The sequence below is a fragment of the Streptomyces sp. NBC_01176 genome (assembly GCF_045039825.1).
Classification (GTDB): domain Bacteria; phylum Actinomycetota; class Actinomycetes; order Streptomycetales; family Streptomycetaceae; genus Streptomyces.
In genome coordinates, this window is the sequence record NZ_CP108600.1 from 3,797,328 (window position 1) to 3,813,150 (window position 15,823).

General features: G+C 72.2%; 10 protein-coding genes. 3 read left to right on the forward strand and 7 right to left on the reverse strand.

Going from position 1 to position 15,823, the window contains the following annotated elements:
- Positions 1-236 precede the first annotated feature (236 nt).
- On the reverse strand, positions 237-602 hold the full coding sequence (locus OG199_RS16145; protein ID WP_356802479.1) for an MGMT family protein: 366 nt from the start codon (positions 600-602) through the stop codon (positions 237-239).
- A gap of 186 nt (positions 603-788) precedes the next feature.
- On the opposite strand from OG199_RS16145, the gene OG199_RS16150 reads away from it, so the two are divergent.
- From OG199_RS16150 to OG199_RS16160, 3 genes are all read left to right on the forward strand, one after another.
- Positions 789-3,605 (forward strand): lysylphosphatidylglycerol synthase domain-containing protein, encoded by a 2,817-nt coding sequence (locus OG199_RS16150; protein WP_401799495.1) that lies wholly within the window; start codon positions 789-791, stop codon positions 3,603-3,605.
- A 166-nt stretch (positions 3,606-3,771) separates the two neighbouring features.
- Positions 3,772-5,316: an alpha/beta hydrolase gene (locus OG199_RS16155; protein WP_405830014.1), complete on the forward strand. Its 1,545-nt coding sequence runs from the start codon at positions 3,772-3,774 to the stop codon at positions 5,314-5,316.
- Positions 5,317-5,432: 116 nt separating this feature from the next.
- On the forward strand, positions 5,433-6,983 hold the full coding sequence (locus OG199_RS16160) for an alpha/beta hydrolase (RefSeq protein ID WP_405830015.1): 1,551 nt from the start codon (positions 5,433-5,435) through the stop codon (positions 6,981-6,983).
- Between the two features lie 94 nt (positions 6,984-7,077).
- Here the strand turns inward: OG199_RS16160 and moeZ are convergent, their stop codons facing one another.
- The 6 genes from moeZ to OG199_RS16190 all read right to left on the reverse strand — a co-directional run bounded on the left by moeZ (position 7,078) and on the right by OG199_RS16190 (position 15,822).
- Positions 7,078-8,256 (reverse strand): adenylyltransferase/sulfurtransferase MoeZ, encoded by a 1,179-nt coding sequence (gene moeZ, locus OG199_RS16165; RefSeq protein WP_405830017.1) that lies wholly within the window; start codon positions 8,254-8,256, stop codon positions 7,078-7,080.
- 63 nt (positions 8,257-8,319) lie between these two features.
- On the reverse strand, positions 8,320-9,069 hold the full coding sequence (locus tag OG199_RS16170) for a spherulation-specific family 4 protein (RefSeq protein ID WP_405830019.1): 750 nt from the start codon (positions 9,067-9,069) through the stop codon (positions 8,320-8,322).
- Positions 9,057-10,016 carry an NAD-dependent epimerase/dehydratase family protein gene (locus OG199_RS16175; RefSeq protein WP_356802489.1) on the reverse strand — a complete coding sequence of 320 codons (960 nt, stop codon included), beginning with the start codon at positions 10,014-10,016 and terminating at the stop codon, positions 9,057-9,059. Before OG199_RS16175 ends, OG199_RS16170 begins: the two co-directional genes overlap by 13 nt.
- 280 nt (positions 10,017-10,296) lie before the next feature.
- The gene (locus OG199_RS16180; protein WP_405830021.1) at positions 10,297-11,433 is read right to left on the reverse strand and encodes a hypothetical protein; all 1,137 of its coding nucleotides are present in this window, start codon (positions 11,431-11,433) and stop codon (positions 10,297-10,299) included.
- Positions 11,434-11,906: 473 nt separating this feature from the next.
- Positions 11,907-13,808 (reverse strand): DUF3492 domain-containing protein, encoded by a 1,902-nt coding sequence (locus OG199_RS16185; RefSeq protein ID WP_405830023.1) that lies wholly within the window; start codon positions 13,806-13,808, stop codon positions 11,907-11,909.
- 190 nt (positions 13,809-13,998) lie between these two features.
- Complete coding sequence (locus tag OG199_RS16190) at positions 13,999-15,822, reverse strand: dipeptide ABC transporter ATP-binding protein (protein WP_405834564.1); 1,824 nt, start codon at positions 15,820-15,822, stop codon at positions 13,999-14,001.
- Position 15,823 lies beyond the last annotated feature (1 nt).

Sequence of the window (15,823 nt, forward strand, 5' to 3'; positions counted from 1 at the left end):
TCCTGGAGGTTGTGCTGGTGGGCGGAGCGTCGCGGGCCGAGGGTGGTGGCCGCGGGATGAGGGGGATGCGCGCCGTCGACGGTACGCCGGTGGACATCGCGGATGGACGGCTTCCCGTTCTTCCCTCACACCCGGTGCGTTCCCCGCTCGTCGAACGTACGGCATGTCACGGACGTGCCTCGTTTCCCCCGTACGGGCCACAGACGCCCCGTCCGCCCGTGCGATGCCGGAAGCTGTCAGGTGTGATCCCGCGCGCGTTCGTCGCCGTCCCATCGTGCTCGTCTCATGTCGACGCGCGGCCGATGCCCTTCGGAAGCCCTGCTCGCCTCCTTCAGCGGCGTGCCCTCCGTGCGGTAGCGGTCCAGTGCCTCGAGTTCGTGGCCCGGCAGCAGGACTCCGTCCGCGCGGACGACCCGCCACCACGGGACCGCTCCTCCGTAGAGGGCCATCACGCGGCCCACCTGGCGCGGGCCGCCCTCCTCCAGCCACTCGGCGACATCCCCGTACGTCATGACGCGCCCGGGGGGAATGAGGTCGGCGACCTCAAGGACCCGCTCCGCGTACTCCGGCAGCTCGTCCGCCGGAAGGCTCTCCTCGCTCATCCGCCCCATCCTGCCCCACCCCACCGACAGTGTGAGGGGATGGCGACTGTGGGTATCTCTCGCCCCGAAGGCGCGCTTCGGGCAGACTGTGCGCCCCCGCATTTGCACCCTGATGCCCCCGTGTGTCGGTGGGGCATGCCACCATCGTGCGGGCGGTGACTGGTGATACGAGATCAAGAAGAGACCATGAGGCAGCAGGGCGTGCACCCCGAAGGCGCGGAGAGCACCTCCGCCGCTTCGTCGCGCCCGGAAGCCTCCGAAGCCGCCGCCGAGGGCTCCGGCAAGACGGCCGGCGAGCCCGATCCGAAGACCGATTCCTCCTCGAAGGCGGACGAAAAGCCCTCCTCCGAGGCGCGCGGCGCGCGGAATCGGCGGGCGACGGGCGACGACGACTGCGGTGACGATGCCCACAACGACGAGGTAGAGGGCGACGAACCGCTGCTGCCCGCGCGCGTGCACCGTCCGTCGGACCTGATGCGGCTGCTGGTCGGCTTCCTCGCGATCGTCGTGCTGCTCGCCATCGCGGCGTTCGCGCACGGGACGACGTCCGGGCTCGAACAGGACATCAACAAGGGCACCGGCCAGGCGCCCGATCTGCTGATCAAGATCGCGGGGCTCGCGTCGAGCATCGCGATCCTGCTGGTGCCGGTCGCCTTCGCGATCGAGCGCCTGATCAAGCGGGACGGGCTGCGCATCGCCGACGGCGTGCTCGCCGCGGTCCTCGCGCACGGAGTGACCCTCGCCACCGACCTGTGGGTCGCGAAGGCCGCGCCGGGCTCCATCCAGGAGGCCCTCACCCAGCCCTCACCGGGTGACATCCACGCCCTCACCGACCCGGTGCACGGCTATCTGGCACCGGTCATCGCCTACATGACGGCCGTCGGCATGTCCCGCAGACCCCGCTGGCGCTCGGTGCTGTGGGTGGTGCTGCTCCTGGACGCCTTCTCCATGCTGGTCACCGGCTACACGACGCCGTTCTCGATCATCCTGACGGTGCTGATCGGCTGGACCATCGCCTACGGGACGCTGTACGCGGTCGGGTCGCCGAACGTCCGGCCGACCGGGCGGACACTGATGGCGGGGCTCCGGCACGTCGGTTTCCACCCCGTCAGCGCCGCCCGCGAGGAGACCCCGGACACGTCCGACAATGGCGACCGCGGCCGCCGTTACTTCGTCACCCTGGAGGACGGACCGCCACTGGACGTCACGGTGGTCGACCGTGAGCAGCAGGCGCAGGGCTTCTTCTACCGGGTCTGGCGCAATCTGACCCTTCGTGGCCTCGCCACCCGGCGCAGTCTCCAGTCGCTGCGGCAGGCCCTGGAGCAGGAGGCGCTCCTCGCGTACGCGGCCATCGCGGCCGGCGCCAACGCGCCGAAGCTGATCGCGACGTCCGAGCTCGGTCCGGACGCCGTGATGCTCGTCTACGAGCACACGGGGGGACGCACCCTGGACTCGCTGCCCGGGGAGCTCATCACCGACGGCCTGCTGCGCGACACCTGGCATCAGGTGCAGGCGCTGCAGTCACGGCGCATCGCGCACCGCAGGCTCGCGGGTGACGCGATTTTGGTGGATCGTTCCGGCACGGTGATCCTCACCGATCTGCGCGGCGGCGAGATCGCAGCGGGCGATCTGCTGCTGCGCATGGACATCGCCCAACTGCTGACCACCCTAGGGCTGCGCGTCGGCGCCGAGCGCACGGTGGCGTCCGCGGTCGGTGTGCTGGGTCCGGACGCCGTCGCCGACTGTCTGCCACTGCTGCAGCCCATCGCGTTGTCCCGCTCCACGCGCGCGACGCTGCGCAAACTGGCCCGGGAGCGTGCCCAGCGCGAGCGCGAGGCGGTCCTGGAGGCCTCACGGCAGGACAAGCTCGCGCGCGCGGAGCAGGCCCAGCACGCCGAGACGGTGGCGGAGAAGCCCGGCAAGAAGGCCGTACGGGCGGAGCAGCGGGCCGAGAAGCGGGCGCTGGACGAAGCGCTGGACGAGGCACGCGAGGAGGACCTGCTCACCCAGATCCGCCACCAGGTGCTGCGGATCAGACCGCAGGCACCGGTCGAGCCGGCCCGCCTGGAGCGGATCAAACCGCGCACGCTGATCAGTTTCATCGCCGGTGCCATCGGCGGGTACTTCCTTCTGACACAGCTCACCCACATCGAGTTCGCGACCCTCTTCGAGAGCGCCGAGTGGGGCTGGGTCGCCGCGGCCGTGCTGTTCTCGGCGCTGAGCTACTTCGCGGCGGCGATGAGCCTGCTCGGCTTCGTGCCCGAACGGGTGCCGTTCCTGCGGACCGTGGCCGCGCAGGTCGCCGGCTCGTTCGTGAAGATCGTGGCACCCGCGGCGGTCGGCGGTGTCGCCCTCAACACGCGCTTCCTGCAGCGTGCCGGGGTGCGGCCGGGCCTCGCGGTGGCGAGCGTCGGCGCGTCGCAGCTGTTCGGGCTCGGCTGTCACATCCTGATGCTGCTGTCCTTCGGCTATCTGACCGGCACGGAGAAGACACCGTCCCTGTCGCCCTCGCGCACGGTCATCGCCGGTCTGCTCACGGTCGCGGTGCTCGTCCTGGTTGTGACGTCGGTGCCGTTCCTGCGGAAGTTCATCGTCACCCGCGTCAGGTCGCTGTTCGCCGGGGTCGTGCCGCGGATGCTGGACGTGCTGCAGCGTCCACAGAAGCTGATCACCGGCATCGGCGGCATGCTGCTGCTGACCGCCTGCTTCGTGATGTGCCTGGACGCGTCGATCCGTGCCTTCGGTCATGAGGAGACCACCACGCTCAGCCTCGCCAGCGTGGCCGTCGTCTTCCTCGCCGGCAACGCGCTCGGCTCCGCGGCGCCGACCCCCGGCGGTGTCGGCGCGGTCGAGGCGACGCTCACGGTCGGTCTGATCGCCGTCGGCCTCCCCAAGGAGGTCGCCGCGCCCGCGGTGCTGCTGTACCGGCTGCTGACGCTGTGGCTGCCGGTGCTGCCCGGTTGGCTGTTCTTCAACCACCTCACGCGCAAGGGCGCCCTGTAGGGAGCCGGCGCGGCACACCGCACCCCGGGCGGCTTGGGCGCGGCGCATCCCGGCCGCACGGGCACCGCCCCCCTGACCCGCATGGGCGGGGCACGGGCCGCCGTGCCCTCACCCGCACGGCCCGCGTCCCGAGCGCACCGCCCGGCGCGACCGCAGGATGGGAGACATGCCGAACCCGTCCCAGTGGCGCGCCGCTGCCCTCACCGTGACCGCCGTCCTGCTGTCCTGTGTGCTGACGGGCTGCGGCGAAGGACCCAAGGACGGGGACCTGGCGGCCCAGCAGCTGGACTGGCAGGACTGCCCGGCCCCCTCCGAGTCCGAGGGCGGCGGCGACGCCCCCTCTCCTCTGCCGGGCGGTGCGCAGTGGCAGTGCGCCACCATGAAGGCTCCCCTCGACTGGTCGGCCCCCAAGGGCGACACGATCGGCATCGCGCTGATCCGGGCGCGGGCGAGCGGCGACCCGGACAAACGCGTCGGCTCCCTCGTCTTCAACTTCGGCGGCCCCGGCGGCTCGGGCGTCACCACGCTGCCCGCCTTCGGTGGGGACTACGCGAAGCTGCGCACCCGCTACGACCTGGTGAGCTTCGATCCGCGGGGGGTCGGCCGCAGCGACGGGGTGAAGTGCGAGGACGACAGCCAGCTCGACTCGTACTTCCAGCAGGACGCCATCCCCGGCGACGACACCCAGCGCAAGGCGCTCCTGGACAACACCAAGGCGTTCAACGCGGCCTGCGAGAAGAACTCGGGCCGGACCATCCCGCACGTGCGCACCACCGACGCGGCCCGCGACATGGACCTCATGCGCCAAGTCCTCGGGGACGACAAGCTGCACTACTTCGGCATCTCCTACGGCACCGAACTCGGCGGTGTGTACGCCCACTTGTTCCCCAAGAAGGTGGGCCGCGCCGTGTTCGACGGGGTGGTCGACCCGACGCAGGACCCGGAACAGAGCGCGCTCGGACAGGCCAGGGGATTCCAGCTCGCACTCGACAACTTCGCCGAGGACTGCACCTCGAAGGCGGATCCCTGCCCGATCGGCGACACCCCGCAGGACGTCAAGGGCCGCATCGCCAAGCTCCTCACCGACCTGGAGAGCAAGCCGGTCCCCGGCACCTTCCCGCGTGAGCTGACCCAGACCGCGGCGACCAGCGGCATCGCCCAGGCCCTGTACTCCAAGGACTTCTGGGAGTACCTGACGGAGGGCCTGGACCAGGCGTACAGCGGTGACGGCAAGGAGCTGATGGTGCTGTCGGACTCGATGAACGGGCGCAGCGAGGACGGCCAGTACAGCAATCTCACCGCGGCGAACGTGTCCATCAACTGCGCGGACGAGAAGCCGCGTTACACCGCCGCCGACGTCGAGGCGAAACTTCCGGAGTTCCGGGCCGCGTCGCCCCTGTTCGGCGACTATCTGGCCTGGGGCATGCTCAGTTGCACCGACTGGGCCGTCCCGGGGGCCGCCGACCACCCGGACGTCGGCGCCGCCGGCGCGGCGCCGATCCTCGTGGTCGGCAACACCGGTGACCCGGCCACCCCGTACGAGGGCGCGAAGAAGATGGTGGGGGCGCTCGGCAAGGGCGTCGGCGTCGAGCTGACCTACAAGGGCCAGGGGCACGGCGCGTACGACAGCGGGAACAAGTGCGTGCACAACGCGGTGGACGGCTATCTGCTGGACGGGACCGTACCCCCTGCCGGAACCGTCTGCACCTAGAAAAGTGCAGGTCAAACGGTTATCCACAGGTACGCGGGGCTGCTCGCCGCGGAGGCCTAATATGGCGTGCAGGTGATCCGCGGCATCCGGCGGACCACGGGTGAGGGGGGAATCTCATGACGCGTTTCGCGCGGTGGACTGCCATGGTGGCGGCCGCTCTGCTGGCGGCCGGCTGCGGCGGCTCGTCGGGGAACGGCAAGGACGAGGGGAAGAACAGCGACCCTCCGTCGGCCACCACGCCTTCGTCCGGCGCCGCTTCGGCCCTGCCGGCCTCGCTCACCGCGCAGAAGCTCGACTGGGGCCGCTGCAAGGGATCTTCGGGCTCCGCCGCCCAGGGCGGCGGCTGGCAGTGCGCGACACTCAAGGTGCCGCTCGACTACGCGAAGCCGGGCGGCGAGACGATCGGCCTCGCGCTGATCCGTTCGAAGGCGACCGGTGGCCAGGGCGAGCGCCTCGGCTCGCTCCTGTTCAACTTCGGCGGCCCCGGCGGTTCTGGCGTCTCCACGATGCCCTACTACGAGAACCTCGTCGGCCCGCTCCACGAGCGCTACGACCTGGTGAGCTGGGACCCTCGCGGTGTCGCCGCGAGCGAGGGTGTGCGCTGCCGCGGTGACAAGGCGATCCAGGCCGCCGAGTCGGTGGACGCGACTCCGGACGACGCCGCCGAGGAGAGCGCCTACTTCAAGGACGCCACGGACTTCGGCAAGGGCTGCGAGAAGGCCGCCGGAAAGCTGATGTCGCACGTCTCGACGACCGACACCGCCCGCGACATGGACCTGATGCGCCAGGTTCTCGGCGACAGCCGGATGCACTACTTCGGTATCTCCTACGGCACAGAACTCGGCGGTGTGTACGCCCACTTGTTCCCCAAGAACGTGGGACGGCTGGTGCTGGACGCCGTCGTCGACCCGAGCGCCGACACGGTGGGCCACGCCAAGAACCAGACCCTGGGGTTCCAGCGCGCCCTGGACGACTACCTCAAGTCCACCGGCCAGGACCCCGAGCAGGGCTCCCGGAGGATCGTGGACCTTCTGGACCGGATCGACGCGAAGCCACTGCGGACCACCGGCGGCCGCGAGCTCACCCAGACCCTGGCCCTCACCGGCATTGTGCAGCCGCTGTACAGCAAGGCGGGCTGGCCGCGTCTGACCAGGGCGCTCGATGCGGCCGAGGACGGCGACGGGACGGCACTGCTGGAGCTCGCCGACGGGTACAACGACCGTGACTCCGCAGGGCACTACGGCACGACGACCCATTCGCAACGGGTCATATCGTGCTTGGACGACAAGCAGCGGCCGACTCCCGGGGAGACGAGGAAGCTGCTGCCGGAGTTCGAGAAGATCTCGCCCGTCTTCGGCGATTTCATGGGCTGGGACACCGCGGGCTGGTGTCACGACTGGCCGGTCGCCGGTCAGCACGACACCCCGGAGGTCAGCGCGCCGGGAGCCGCGCCCATCCTGGTCGTGGGCAACACCGGGGACCCCGCGACGCCGTACGAGGGCGCCCGCAGGATGGCCGACGAACTGGGCAAGGGCGTCGGGGTGGAGCTCACCTGGAAGGGCGAGGGCCATGGCGCGTACGGGAGTGGCAGCGAGTGTGTCGACTCCACGGTGAACGGCTATCTGCTGAACGGGACGGTACCGAAGGACGGCAAGGTCTGTTCATGACGACGGCGGGGGTCCCCCACACCTGTCGTGTGCGAGACCCCGCCGTCGGAAGTGCGGGGCGAGCCGGTGCTCGGCGGACCGGCTCGCCCGTTGCTCAGTAGACCGGCTTGTCCGGTTCGATCTGGTTGACCCAGCCGATCACGCCGCCGCCGACGTGCACCGCGTCCGAGAAGCCCGCGGACTTCAGGACGGCGAGGACCTCCGCGCTGCGGACACCCGTCTTGCAGTGCAGGACGATCTTCTTGTTCTGCGGAAGGGTCTCCAGGGCGGTCCCCATGAGGAACTCGTTCTTCGGGATCAGCTTGGCGCCGGGGATCGAGACGATCTCGTACTCGTTGATCTCGCGGACGTCGATGATCTCGATGTTCTCGCCGTCGTCGATCCACTCCTTGAGCTGCTTGGGAGTGATCGTGGAGCCGGCCGCCGCCTCCTGGGCCTCCTCGGACACGACGCCGCAGAAGGCCTCGTAGTCGATGAGCTCGGTGACGGTGGGGTTCTCACCGCAGACCGCGCAGTTCGGGTCCTTGCGGACCTTGACCTGGCGGTACTGCATCTCCAGGGCGTCGTAGATCATCAGGCGGCCGACCAGGGGCTCCCCGATGCCCGCGAGCAGCTTGATCGCCTCGTTGACCTGGATGGAGCCGATGGACGCGCACAGCACGCCCAGGACACCGCCCTCGGCGCAGGAGGGGACCATGCCGGGGGGCGGGGGCTCCGGGTAGAGGCAGCGGTAGCAGGGACCGTGCTCGGACCAGAAGACGGACGCCTGGCCGTCGAAGCGGTAGATCGAGCCCCACACGTACGGCTTGTTGAGGAGCACGCACGCGTCGTTGACCAGGTAGCGGGTCGCGAAGTTGTCCGTGCCGTCGACGATCAGGTCGTACTGGCTGAAGATGTCCATCACGTTCTCGGCCTCGAGCCGCTCTTCGTGGAGGACGACCTTCACGTACGGGTTGATGCCCAGCACGGAATCGCGCGCCGACTCGGCCTTGGACCGGCCGATGTCCGCCTGGCTGTGGATGATCTGGCGCTGCAGGTTCGACTCGTCGACCTCGTCGAACTCCACGATGCCGAGCGTGCCCACGCCCGCCGCGGCCAGGTACATCAGCGCCGGGGACCCGAGGCCGCCGGCGCCCACACACAGCACCTTGGCGTTCTTCAGCCGCTTCTGCCCGTCCATGCCCACATCGGGGATGATCAGGTGGCGGGAGTACCTGCGGACCTCGTCTACGGTGAGCTCGGCAGCCGGCTCGACCAGGGGTGGCAGCGACACGGGGACTCCGTTGGTCGGTCAATCACTACAGTTGTTCTCCCCGTAACACTGCCACGCCCTTCTTCATTCCGAGACACCCGTTCCGATCCGCGAGACGATCTCGTCCCAGTAGCCGGGCATCGTCTCCCAGGGGTCGGCGCGACCGCCCCGGTCCGTGCGGTCGGTGAGGTAGATGGTCGAGGCGCCCTGCCAGCGGGCGATACGCAGCGCCTCGTCCAGATGACCGCGGGGCACACCGTGGACGAAGTGGCAGAAGCGTTCGGGCGCGTAGTCGGCGGTCCACTCGGCGACCTGCGACCAGCGGTAGTCGCTCCACGGGCCGGAGAACGTCACCAGCTGGTCGGCGTTCTCCGCATAGCCGGGGTAGGGGTGAGTGCCGTGACCGAGCACGATGTGCGGGTCGTCGAGGAGCGCGCGGAGCCCGGTGACCGTCCGGCGGACCTCGGGAAGCGCGGCGCGCTCGGTGGGGCAGCGGTGCAGGAGGAACCCGCCGACCCGGTACCAGTCGAGATACCGGTGCGCCTCGGACATCACCTCGCCGACGGCCCGTGCGCCGTACGTGACGTCCAGGTGTCCGAGCACGCGCACACCGGCGTGGCGGAGCCGGCCGACGGCCTCCAGGCAGTGCGGGTCGGGGCGGACGCCCGGGCCCTCGGCCACGTTCAGGACGACCCAGTGCAGGGGGGTGCCGGGGCGGGTGAGTGCGCCCCATTCCGCCGGTGCGACGAGGGGGTGCGCATAGCCGGGGATGCCGAAGCCGGTCCGCAGGCCGGTGCTCGGGGTGCCCGCTGTGGCGCTGGTCAGATGCGGCATGCCGCCTCCATCCAGATATCGGCGAGGGATTCCTCGAGGTTGATCCGGGGCCGCCAGCCGAGGCGGTCGCGCGCGGTGCGTACATCGGCCTGCTGCCAGCTGCCGCAGCCGTCCGGGTAGGGGTAGGCGACCGGGCCCCCGTGGTCGGGTTCGGGGCGCGGGTGCCCGATGGGTCCCCTCATGGGTCCGGGCGGGCCGTCGAGTTCGTGCAGCGTGCCGCCGTAGCCGGCCACGCGGGCGAGGACGGCGGCCGCGTCGCGCAGGCGGACGGCGCGGCCCGAGCCGATGTTGATGACGCCCTGTGCGGCGGAGAGGGAGGCGGCGTGGACGGCACGGGCGACGTCGCGGACGTCGATGAAGTCGCGCTGGACGCCGAGTCCGCCGAGTTTGAGTTCGCCGTCGCCGGACTGCATGGCGCGCCGCATGGCCTCGGCGAGGCGGCCGAGCGGGGATCCGGCGGGCGTACCGGGACCGGCGGGCGAGAAGACGCGCAGGACGACGGCGTCGAGTCCGGAGCCGAGGACCAGTTCGGTGGCCGCGAGCTTGCTGACGCCGTACGGGCCGCCGGGGCGCGGTACGGCGTCCTCGGCGGTGGACGAGCCGGGCTGGCTGGGCCCGTACTCGGCGCCGCAGCCGACCTGCACGAGCCGCGCCCCGCACCCGCTGCGCCGCAGGGCCTCGCAGACGGTGGCGACGGCGACGGTGTTGTGCCGGGTCAGTTCGCGGGCGCCGCCGCGGGTGGCACCGGCGCAGTTGATGACGACCCCGGGGTGCACCGCGTCCAGGAAACGGGTGAGTGCGCCGGGGCTGCCCGAGGCGAGGTCGAACCGTACGTCGGCGTCGTCGCCCCGGCCGAGCGCGGTGAGTTGCACGGCCGGGTCGGCGAGCAGTCTGTCGGCGACGAAACGGCCGAGGTATCCGTTGGCTCCGATCAGCAGGACCCTCATCGGGCGGCTCCCGGGGCGGATTCTCCGGTTCGGGAGGTGATCATCTGGCGTTCTCCTTCGGGGTGGTGCCGTGGGTCGGAAGGAAGGCCCGCGGTGTCGGCCCCGCGGGAGAGGTGGGCCCTGCAGAAGGGCTGGACCCTCGGGTGGCGCTTGCGGCGGCTCACGAGGGTGGCGGCGACCGCGGGCCGGTTCGACGTGCGCGGGTCGTGACGCGGGGCGGGCGGCGCGCCGTGCTGTTCGCCGCCGTGTGCGCGGCCCGGGTCGGTGGCGGGGGCGCTGCTCATGGCGTCCCGTCGGGTGCGGCGTGGGCCGAGGCCCGGGTCAGGGTGCGGGTCGCGTGGATCAGGAGGACGAGTGCGCCCGCGCCGCACACCAGGGCGGGGACGGCGCCGGGTCCCCAGGCGTAGGCGACGGTCTCGACAGGCGTGCCCAGGAACGAACAGCCGGGCAGGCGGCCGGCGAAGACCGTGGCCGTCGCGGTCGCCTCGGCCGCGCCGGCGGTGCCGAGCACGACAGCGGGGGCGTGGGTGAAGCCACGCGTCGCGAGCAGGCGTGCGAGGAGCAGCAGTGCGCCGAGGGCGATCGCTCCGGCGTAGGCGGGGGGCTCGTCCAGGGCCGCCCCGCACAGCGCGAGCAGGGCGCCGAGGGCGCACAGGAAGAGGGCGAACACGCCAAGGAGCAGGGGCCTTACGGAGACCGCGAACTCCTCCAGGCCCCGGCTGGCGGCCAGTCCGTGGCGGGCGCGCGTCATGAAGAGGTGGGCGCACCAGGCCGCGGGGGCGCAGGACAGGGCGAGGGCGAGTACGGGCGCCGTGGCGGCGGGCCAGGGGTCGTCGGGTCCGCCGGCGAGGGCGCCGCTGAGCAGGCCGTCACCGAACAGGGCGTAGGCGATCAGCCAACAGGTCCACGCCCGGGTGCCGTTCGTGGAGCGGTGGGCGGTGCCGAGGGGTCCGTGACGCAGGGCGGCGCGCAGGCCGAGGGCCACTGCGAGGATGCCGGCCGCGGCGACGGCGAGGTGGGCCTGTCCTTCGGTGAACCGCAGTCCGGTCAGGGTCGCCGCGCAGAGGACGCCCGGAAGCACGGCGAGCACGGCCCAGCCGGCGCGCGCGCCGGAGCGTTCCGCGGGGGCGGGTTGCGGGGCCGGTTCCACGTCGCGCGCCCGGCGTGCGTACATCTCCTCGGCGAGGGAGAACACGTCCCGGTGGCGGAAGCGGGTGGCCGTCCGGTCGGTGAGCCCGTGTGCCTCCAGGCCCGCCGCGATCTCCAGCGGGTCGACGGCGCGTTCGCAGAGCTCGCGGTGCCGGTGCATCAGGGCCTTCACCGGGTCCACGGCGTTCCTGCGGCCGGAGGGCCTGCGGGAGTGCCCGGGGAGGCCGCCCGCGTCGTTCAAGACGTTCGGTACCTCGCTCGTGCCCATGCCCCGAGCCCCGGCCCCTGTCCCCGCCCCCGCCCCCGCGTCGAGGGCCGCCGGACCGGCTGCGGGACCGCATGCGCGCCCGGCTGTGAGCACGGGTGTGCGCACAGATGTGGGCTCGGATGTGGGCACAGAGGTGGACACAGAGCCGTCCGCCGGTGCCGGCGGGAATGCCGGTGCGGCCACCGATTCGGCCACCGGTACGGGTGTCGGTCCAGCCGGCAGTGTCGGTCCAGCCGCCGATACGGATGGGCGCAACGGCACATCCCCGGGTGCTGTCGCGGGTGCGGTCCCCGTCGGACTCCCGTCGTTCGGGACGACCGTCCGCGCGCGCGGGTCCGCCTCCTCGTCCCCGGCGGTCCCCTCGTCCGCCACGAGCCACTCCACCGACTGCTCGTCCCAGGCCCCGGAACTCTCCGGTGTCGGGGGCCGGTCCAGTTCGCCGAGTCGTCCTTCGGTGCGGCCAGCTTCGCTCGTCACGCGCCCTCCCCGGCGGTCAGCGGAACCGTCGCGCGTACCGGGGCTCCCGCCGCCCAGCGCGGACGCCCCGCGGCGATGACGCGGGCCTCGGTCCAGCGGCCGGGTACGTGGGCCTCGGCGGGTACGCCGAAGGGCAGTGGTTCGCCCGTCGCGTCCACGACGACCCGCCGGATCGGGGAGTGCGAGACGATCTCCAGGTAAATGCCGTGAAATGCCTCGACGTTCTGCTCGATGGTGAACAGTTCGAGGGCACGCGCGCGTGCCGCCGCGCCGAGGCGTGCGCACCGCTCGGGGTCGCGCAGCAGCGCCACGCACGCCTCGGCGAGCGCCCGCGGATTGCGTGGCGGCACCACCAGTCCCGTACCGCCGATGACCTCGACGACCGCGCCGACGTCGGTGGACACCGTGGCGCGGCCGCAGAACATGGCCTCGACGAGGCTGATCGGGAAGCCCTCGACGACGCTGGACAGGACGACCAGGGCACCGGACGCGTACGCCTCCGCGAGCCCCGGAGCTTCCGGACCGCCGATCTCCTCGAAGGACACCGGGTTGTCGCCGACGGCGTGCGCGCCCTCGGCCTCGTCGGGGAAGAGGTGGGCGGCCAGCGCCTTGCAGTGAGCCAGATAGGCCGCGCCGTCCGGCCCGTCGGCGGGCGCCCCGAAGATCCGCAGCCGGGTCTTCGGCTCCTCCTTGCGGACCTCGGCGAAGGAGTGCAGCAGGGAGACCAGGTCCTTCGACGGTTCGACGCGGCCGACCCAGACCAGCGTGTCCGGGTCCGCGCCGCCGGCGCCCTCGGCGCTCTCCCCCACCTCCGCGAAGCGGGACGCCTCCATGCCGGGGTAGACGGTGCGCAGTTTGGCGCGGTCGGCGCCGCAGCGCTCCTGCCACCGGCGGGCGTGGGTGTTGCCGGGCGTGATGAGCGCGGCCCGGCGATAGACCTCGGTGGCCAGCCTGCCGTGGAAGGAGGCGAGCAACGCCCGTACGGCGGGCGCCTCCTCGGTGGCGGCGGAGGCCAGATAGTGCGCGCGCAACGGCACCCCGTACTCCGTGACGAGCAGCGGGACCGAGGCGAAGTGCCGGGCGAGCAGACCGGGCAGGGCCGCCGAGCCGCCGGCGGCCGCGTGGCAGAGGTCGACCGCGCCGAGCCCGTCGTCCGTGTACCAGTCCAGTGAGAGGGGGCGCAGCGACCGCTCGACGTGGGCGGCGACGGAGAGCAGGTCGGGCACGCGAGCGGTGCGCGCGGCGCGCAGTGCGCCCGGCGCGCGGCAGGCGCGTTCCCATGCGCGCACGGCGCCCTCGGAGCGCAGCGCTCCGGCCAGGCCGCCTTCGTCGCGGGCGAGTTCCGCGAGCCCGTACAGCGCGGTGGCGAAACGGTCCGCCTCAAGGCCGAAGGAATCCCCCGAGCCGGCGAGGGCCCCCGAAGCGCCCCCGAAGCCCGGTCCACCCGCGTCGCCCGGTCGACCCGCCACGCCCGGTGCCCCCGTGACGCCCGGTCCCCCGGTGGCACCGGGGCCACCGGTCGCCCCCGCGTCGCCGGCCACCCCCGCTCCACCGGGAGCGCCGGAATTCTCGGGGCCGTCCAGGCTTCCCGGGCCCGCGCACACGGCCGCCGCCAGCTCCCCGAAGCACTCGGCGTAACGCCGTCGCGCCCGGCGTCCGTGCGCTCTGCGCCCGTGCACCGCCCCGTCGTCCTCGGCCGTCCACAGCGGAGCCGTTCGTACCCGGCTGACCTGGGGCGGCAGTTGGACCCAGCCCTCGTCCTCCTGGCGTCGGCTGCGACTGAGCGCGTAGATGTCGAACTCGTGCTGCCCGAGCCCGCGCACGAGCCGGTCGCACCAGAGCTTGGCGTCACCGCTCACATACGGATAGCCACCCTCCGTAAGCAGTCCGATGCGCACGAGTGCACCCCCGATCTCCCATATGGGGAGCCGCCGTTGACCCGGCGGCTCGCAGCGGGAAGAACGTATGCGGACATGGCGGTGGCGCGACGGACGGTTGTCCATCGCGCCACCAAAAGGGGTGAACGGTCGTAACTTTCTCGCGCAGGTCGCGTTCTGTCGCGCTAAGGCGTCACGAGGTGACGCCCCGTCACACCGTGGCCAGCTGTCTGCGGGCCCGGCGTCGTTCCGCCGCGATCTCCGGGTCGAGTGCCGGTACGGCGGCGAGCAGTTGCTTCGTGTACGGGTCCTGTGGGGACTCGTACACCTCGTCGGCGGGGCCGTGTTCGACGATCCGGCCGCGTCGCATCACCGCGACCCGGTCGCTGACCTGGCGCACGACCGCCAGGTCGTGCGCCACGAAGACGAGCGCGAGACCGAGTTCGCGCTGCAGTTCGGCGAGCAGGGCGACCACCTGGGCCTGTGTCGTGACGTCGAGCGCGGAGACCGGCTCGTCGCAGACGATGACGTGCGGGTCGGCGGCGAGCGCCCGCGCGATGCCGACGCGCTGGCGCTGTCCGCCGCTGAACTCGTGCGGGTAGCGGTCGTAGTGCGCCGCTTCGAGCCCTACGCGCTCCAGCAGCTCCCGTACACGCCCCCGGATGCGGGTCTCGTCCCGTTCGCCGCGGGCCCGGAGCGGGTCGGCGATCGACTCGCCCACACTGCGCCGGGGGTTGAGGGAGGAGACGGGGTCCTGGAAGACCATCTGGACGGTGGGACGGACGCCGGACTGTGCCCGGCCCTCGTACCGGACCGACCCGGCGGTGGGCTCCAGCAGCCCGACCAGCATCCGCCCCAGCGTGGTCTTGCCGCTGCCGCTCTCGCCGACGACGCCGAGCGTCTCCCCGCGCCGGACCGTGAGCGACACACCGTCCACGGCCGTGAACCGCCGCTTGCCGCGCCCGAATACACGCCGCAGATCGACCGCTTCGAGAACGACCTCACCGACCGCCCCGTCACGGGACGCACCACCGGGCGCATCGCCGACCGGCACGCCGTCGTCCGGCGCACCACCGACCGGTACGACCCCGTCCGACACGACACCGCCCGACACACCACCGCCCGACACGACCCCGTCCGACACCTCGCGTCCATCCGCCCCGCCGCCCCCGCTCACCCCGGCAGGAGCCGACCCGGTCCCGGGCCGGACGCGTGGTGCGTCCACGCGTGGGACCGCGCCCAGCAGTTCGCGCGTGTACGCCTCTCGCGGCGCCCCGAGGACCGCCGCGACCGGCCCGTGTTCGACCGCCCTCCCGTGCCGCATGACCAGCACGTCGTCGACGCTCTCGGCGGCCACGCCCACATCGTGCGTGACCAGCAGCAGCCCCATCCCGGTCTCCTCGCGCAGGGTGTGCAGCAGGTCGAGGATCTGGGCCTGGACGGTCACGTCGAGGGCCGTGGTCGGCTCGTCGGCGATCAGCAGGTCGGGCGCGCAGGCCAGCGCCATCGCGATCAGCGCGCGCTGCCGCATGCCGCCGCTGAACTCGTGCGGGCGCGAGCGGGCGCGGCGGGCGGCGTCCGCGATGCCGACGCGGTCGAGCACCTCGACGGCACGCGCGCGTGCGGCGCGCCGGGACGTCTTCACATGGACCCGGTACACCTCGGCGATCTGGTCGCCGACCGCGTAGTACGGGTCGAGTGACGACAGCGGATCCTGGAAGACCATCGCGGCCTTCCCGCCCCGCAGCCGCCGCAGTTCGTCGTCGGAGGCGGCCTGTACGTCGACCCCGGCCACCCGCACCGCGCCACCGACGCGCGCGCCGGTGCCCCGGTGCAGCGCCAGCAGCGCGGAGGCCACGGTGGACTTTCCGGAGCCGGACTCGCCGACCAGTCCGAGCGCGGCGCCCTTCCTGAGGGTGAAGGAGAGCCCGTCGACGGCGCGCAGGTCCCCGAACCCGACGACGAGGTCGCGGACGTCCACGAGAGTGTCGTCGGTGTCGTCAGGGCCGCTGGCCGGGGATTCGTCTGTTTTCAGG

What these genes read in the sequence shown, in the direction of transcription:
- OG199_RS16145 (WP_356802479.1), bottom strand. Translation starts at nt 602, where the DNA reads ATGAGCGAGGAGAGCCTTCCGGCGGACGAGCTGCCGGAGTACGCGGAG.
- OG199_RS16150 (WP_401799495.1), top strand. Translation starts at nt 789, where the DNA reads ATGAGGCAGCAGGGCGTGCACCCCGAAGGCGCGGAGAGCACCTCCGCC.
- OG199_RS16155 (WP_405830014.1), top strand. Translation starts at nt 3,772, where the DNA reads ATGCCGAACCCGTCCCAGTGGCGCGCCGCTGCCCTCACCGTGACCGCC.
- OG199_RS16160 (WP_405830015.1), top strand. Translation starts at nt 5,433, where the DNA reads ATGACGCGTTTCGCGCGGTGGACTGCCATGGTGGCGGCCGCTCTGCTG.
- OG199_RS16170 (WP_405830019.1), bottom strand. Translation starts at nt 9,069, where the DNA reads ATGCCGCATCTGACCAGCGCCACAGCGGGCACCCCGAGCACCGGCCTG.
- OG199_RS16175 (WP_356802489.1), bottom strand. Translation starts at nt 10,016, where the DNA reads ATGAGGGTCCTGCTGATCGGAGCCAACGGATACCTCGGCCGTTTCGTC.
- OG199_RS16180 (WP_405830021.1), bottom strand. Translation starts at nt 11,433, where the DNA reads ATGGGCACGAGCGAGGTACCGAACGTCTTGAACGACGCGGGCGGCCTC.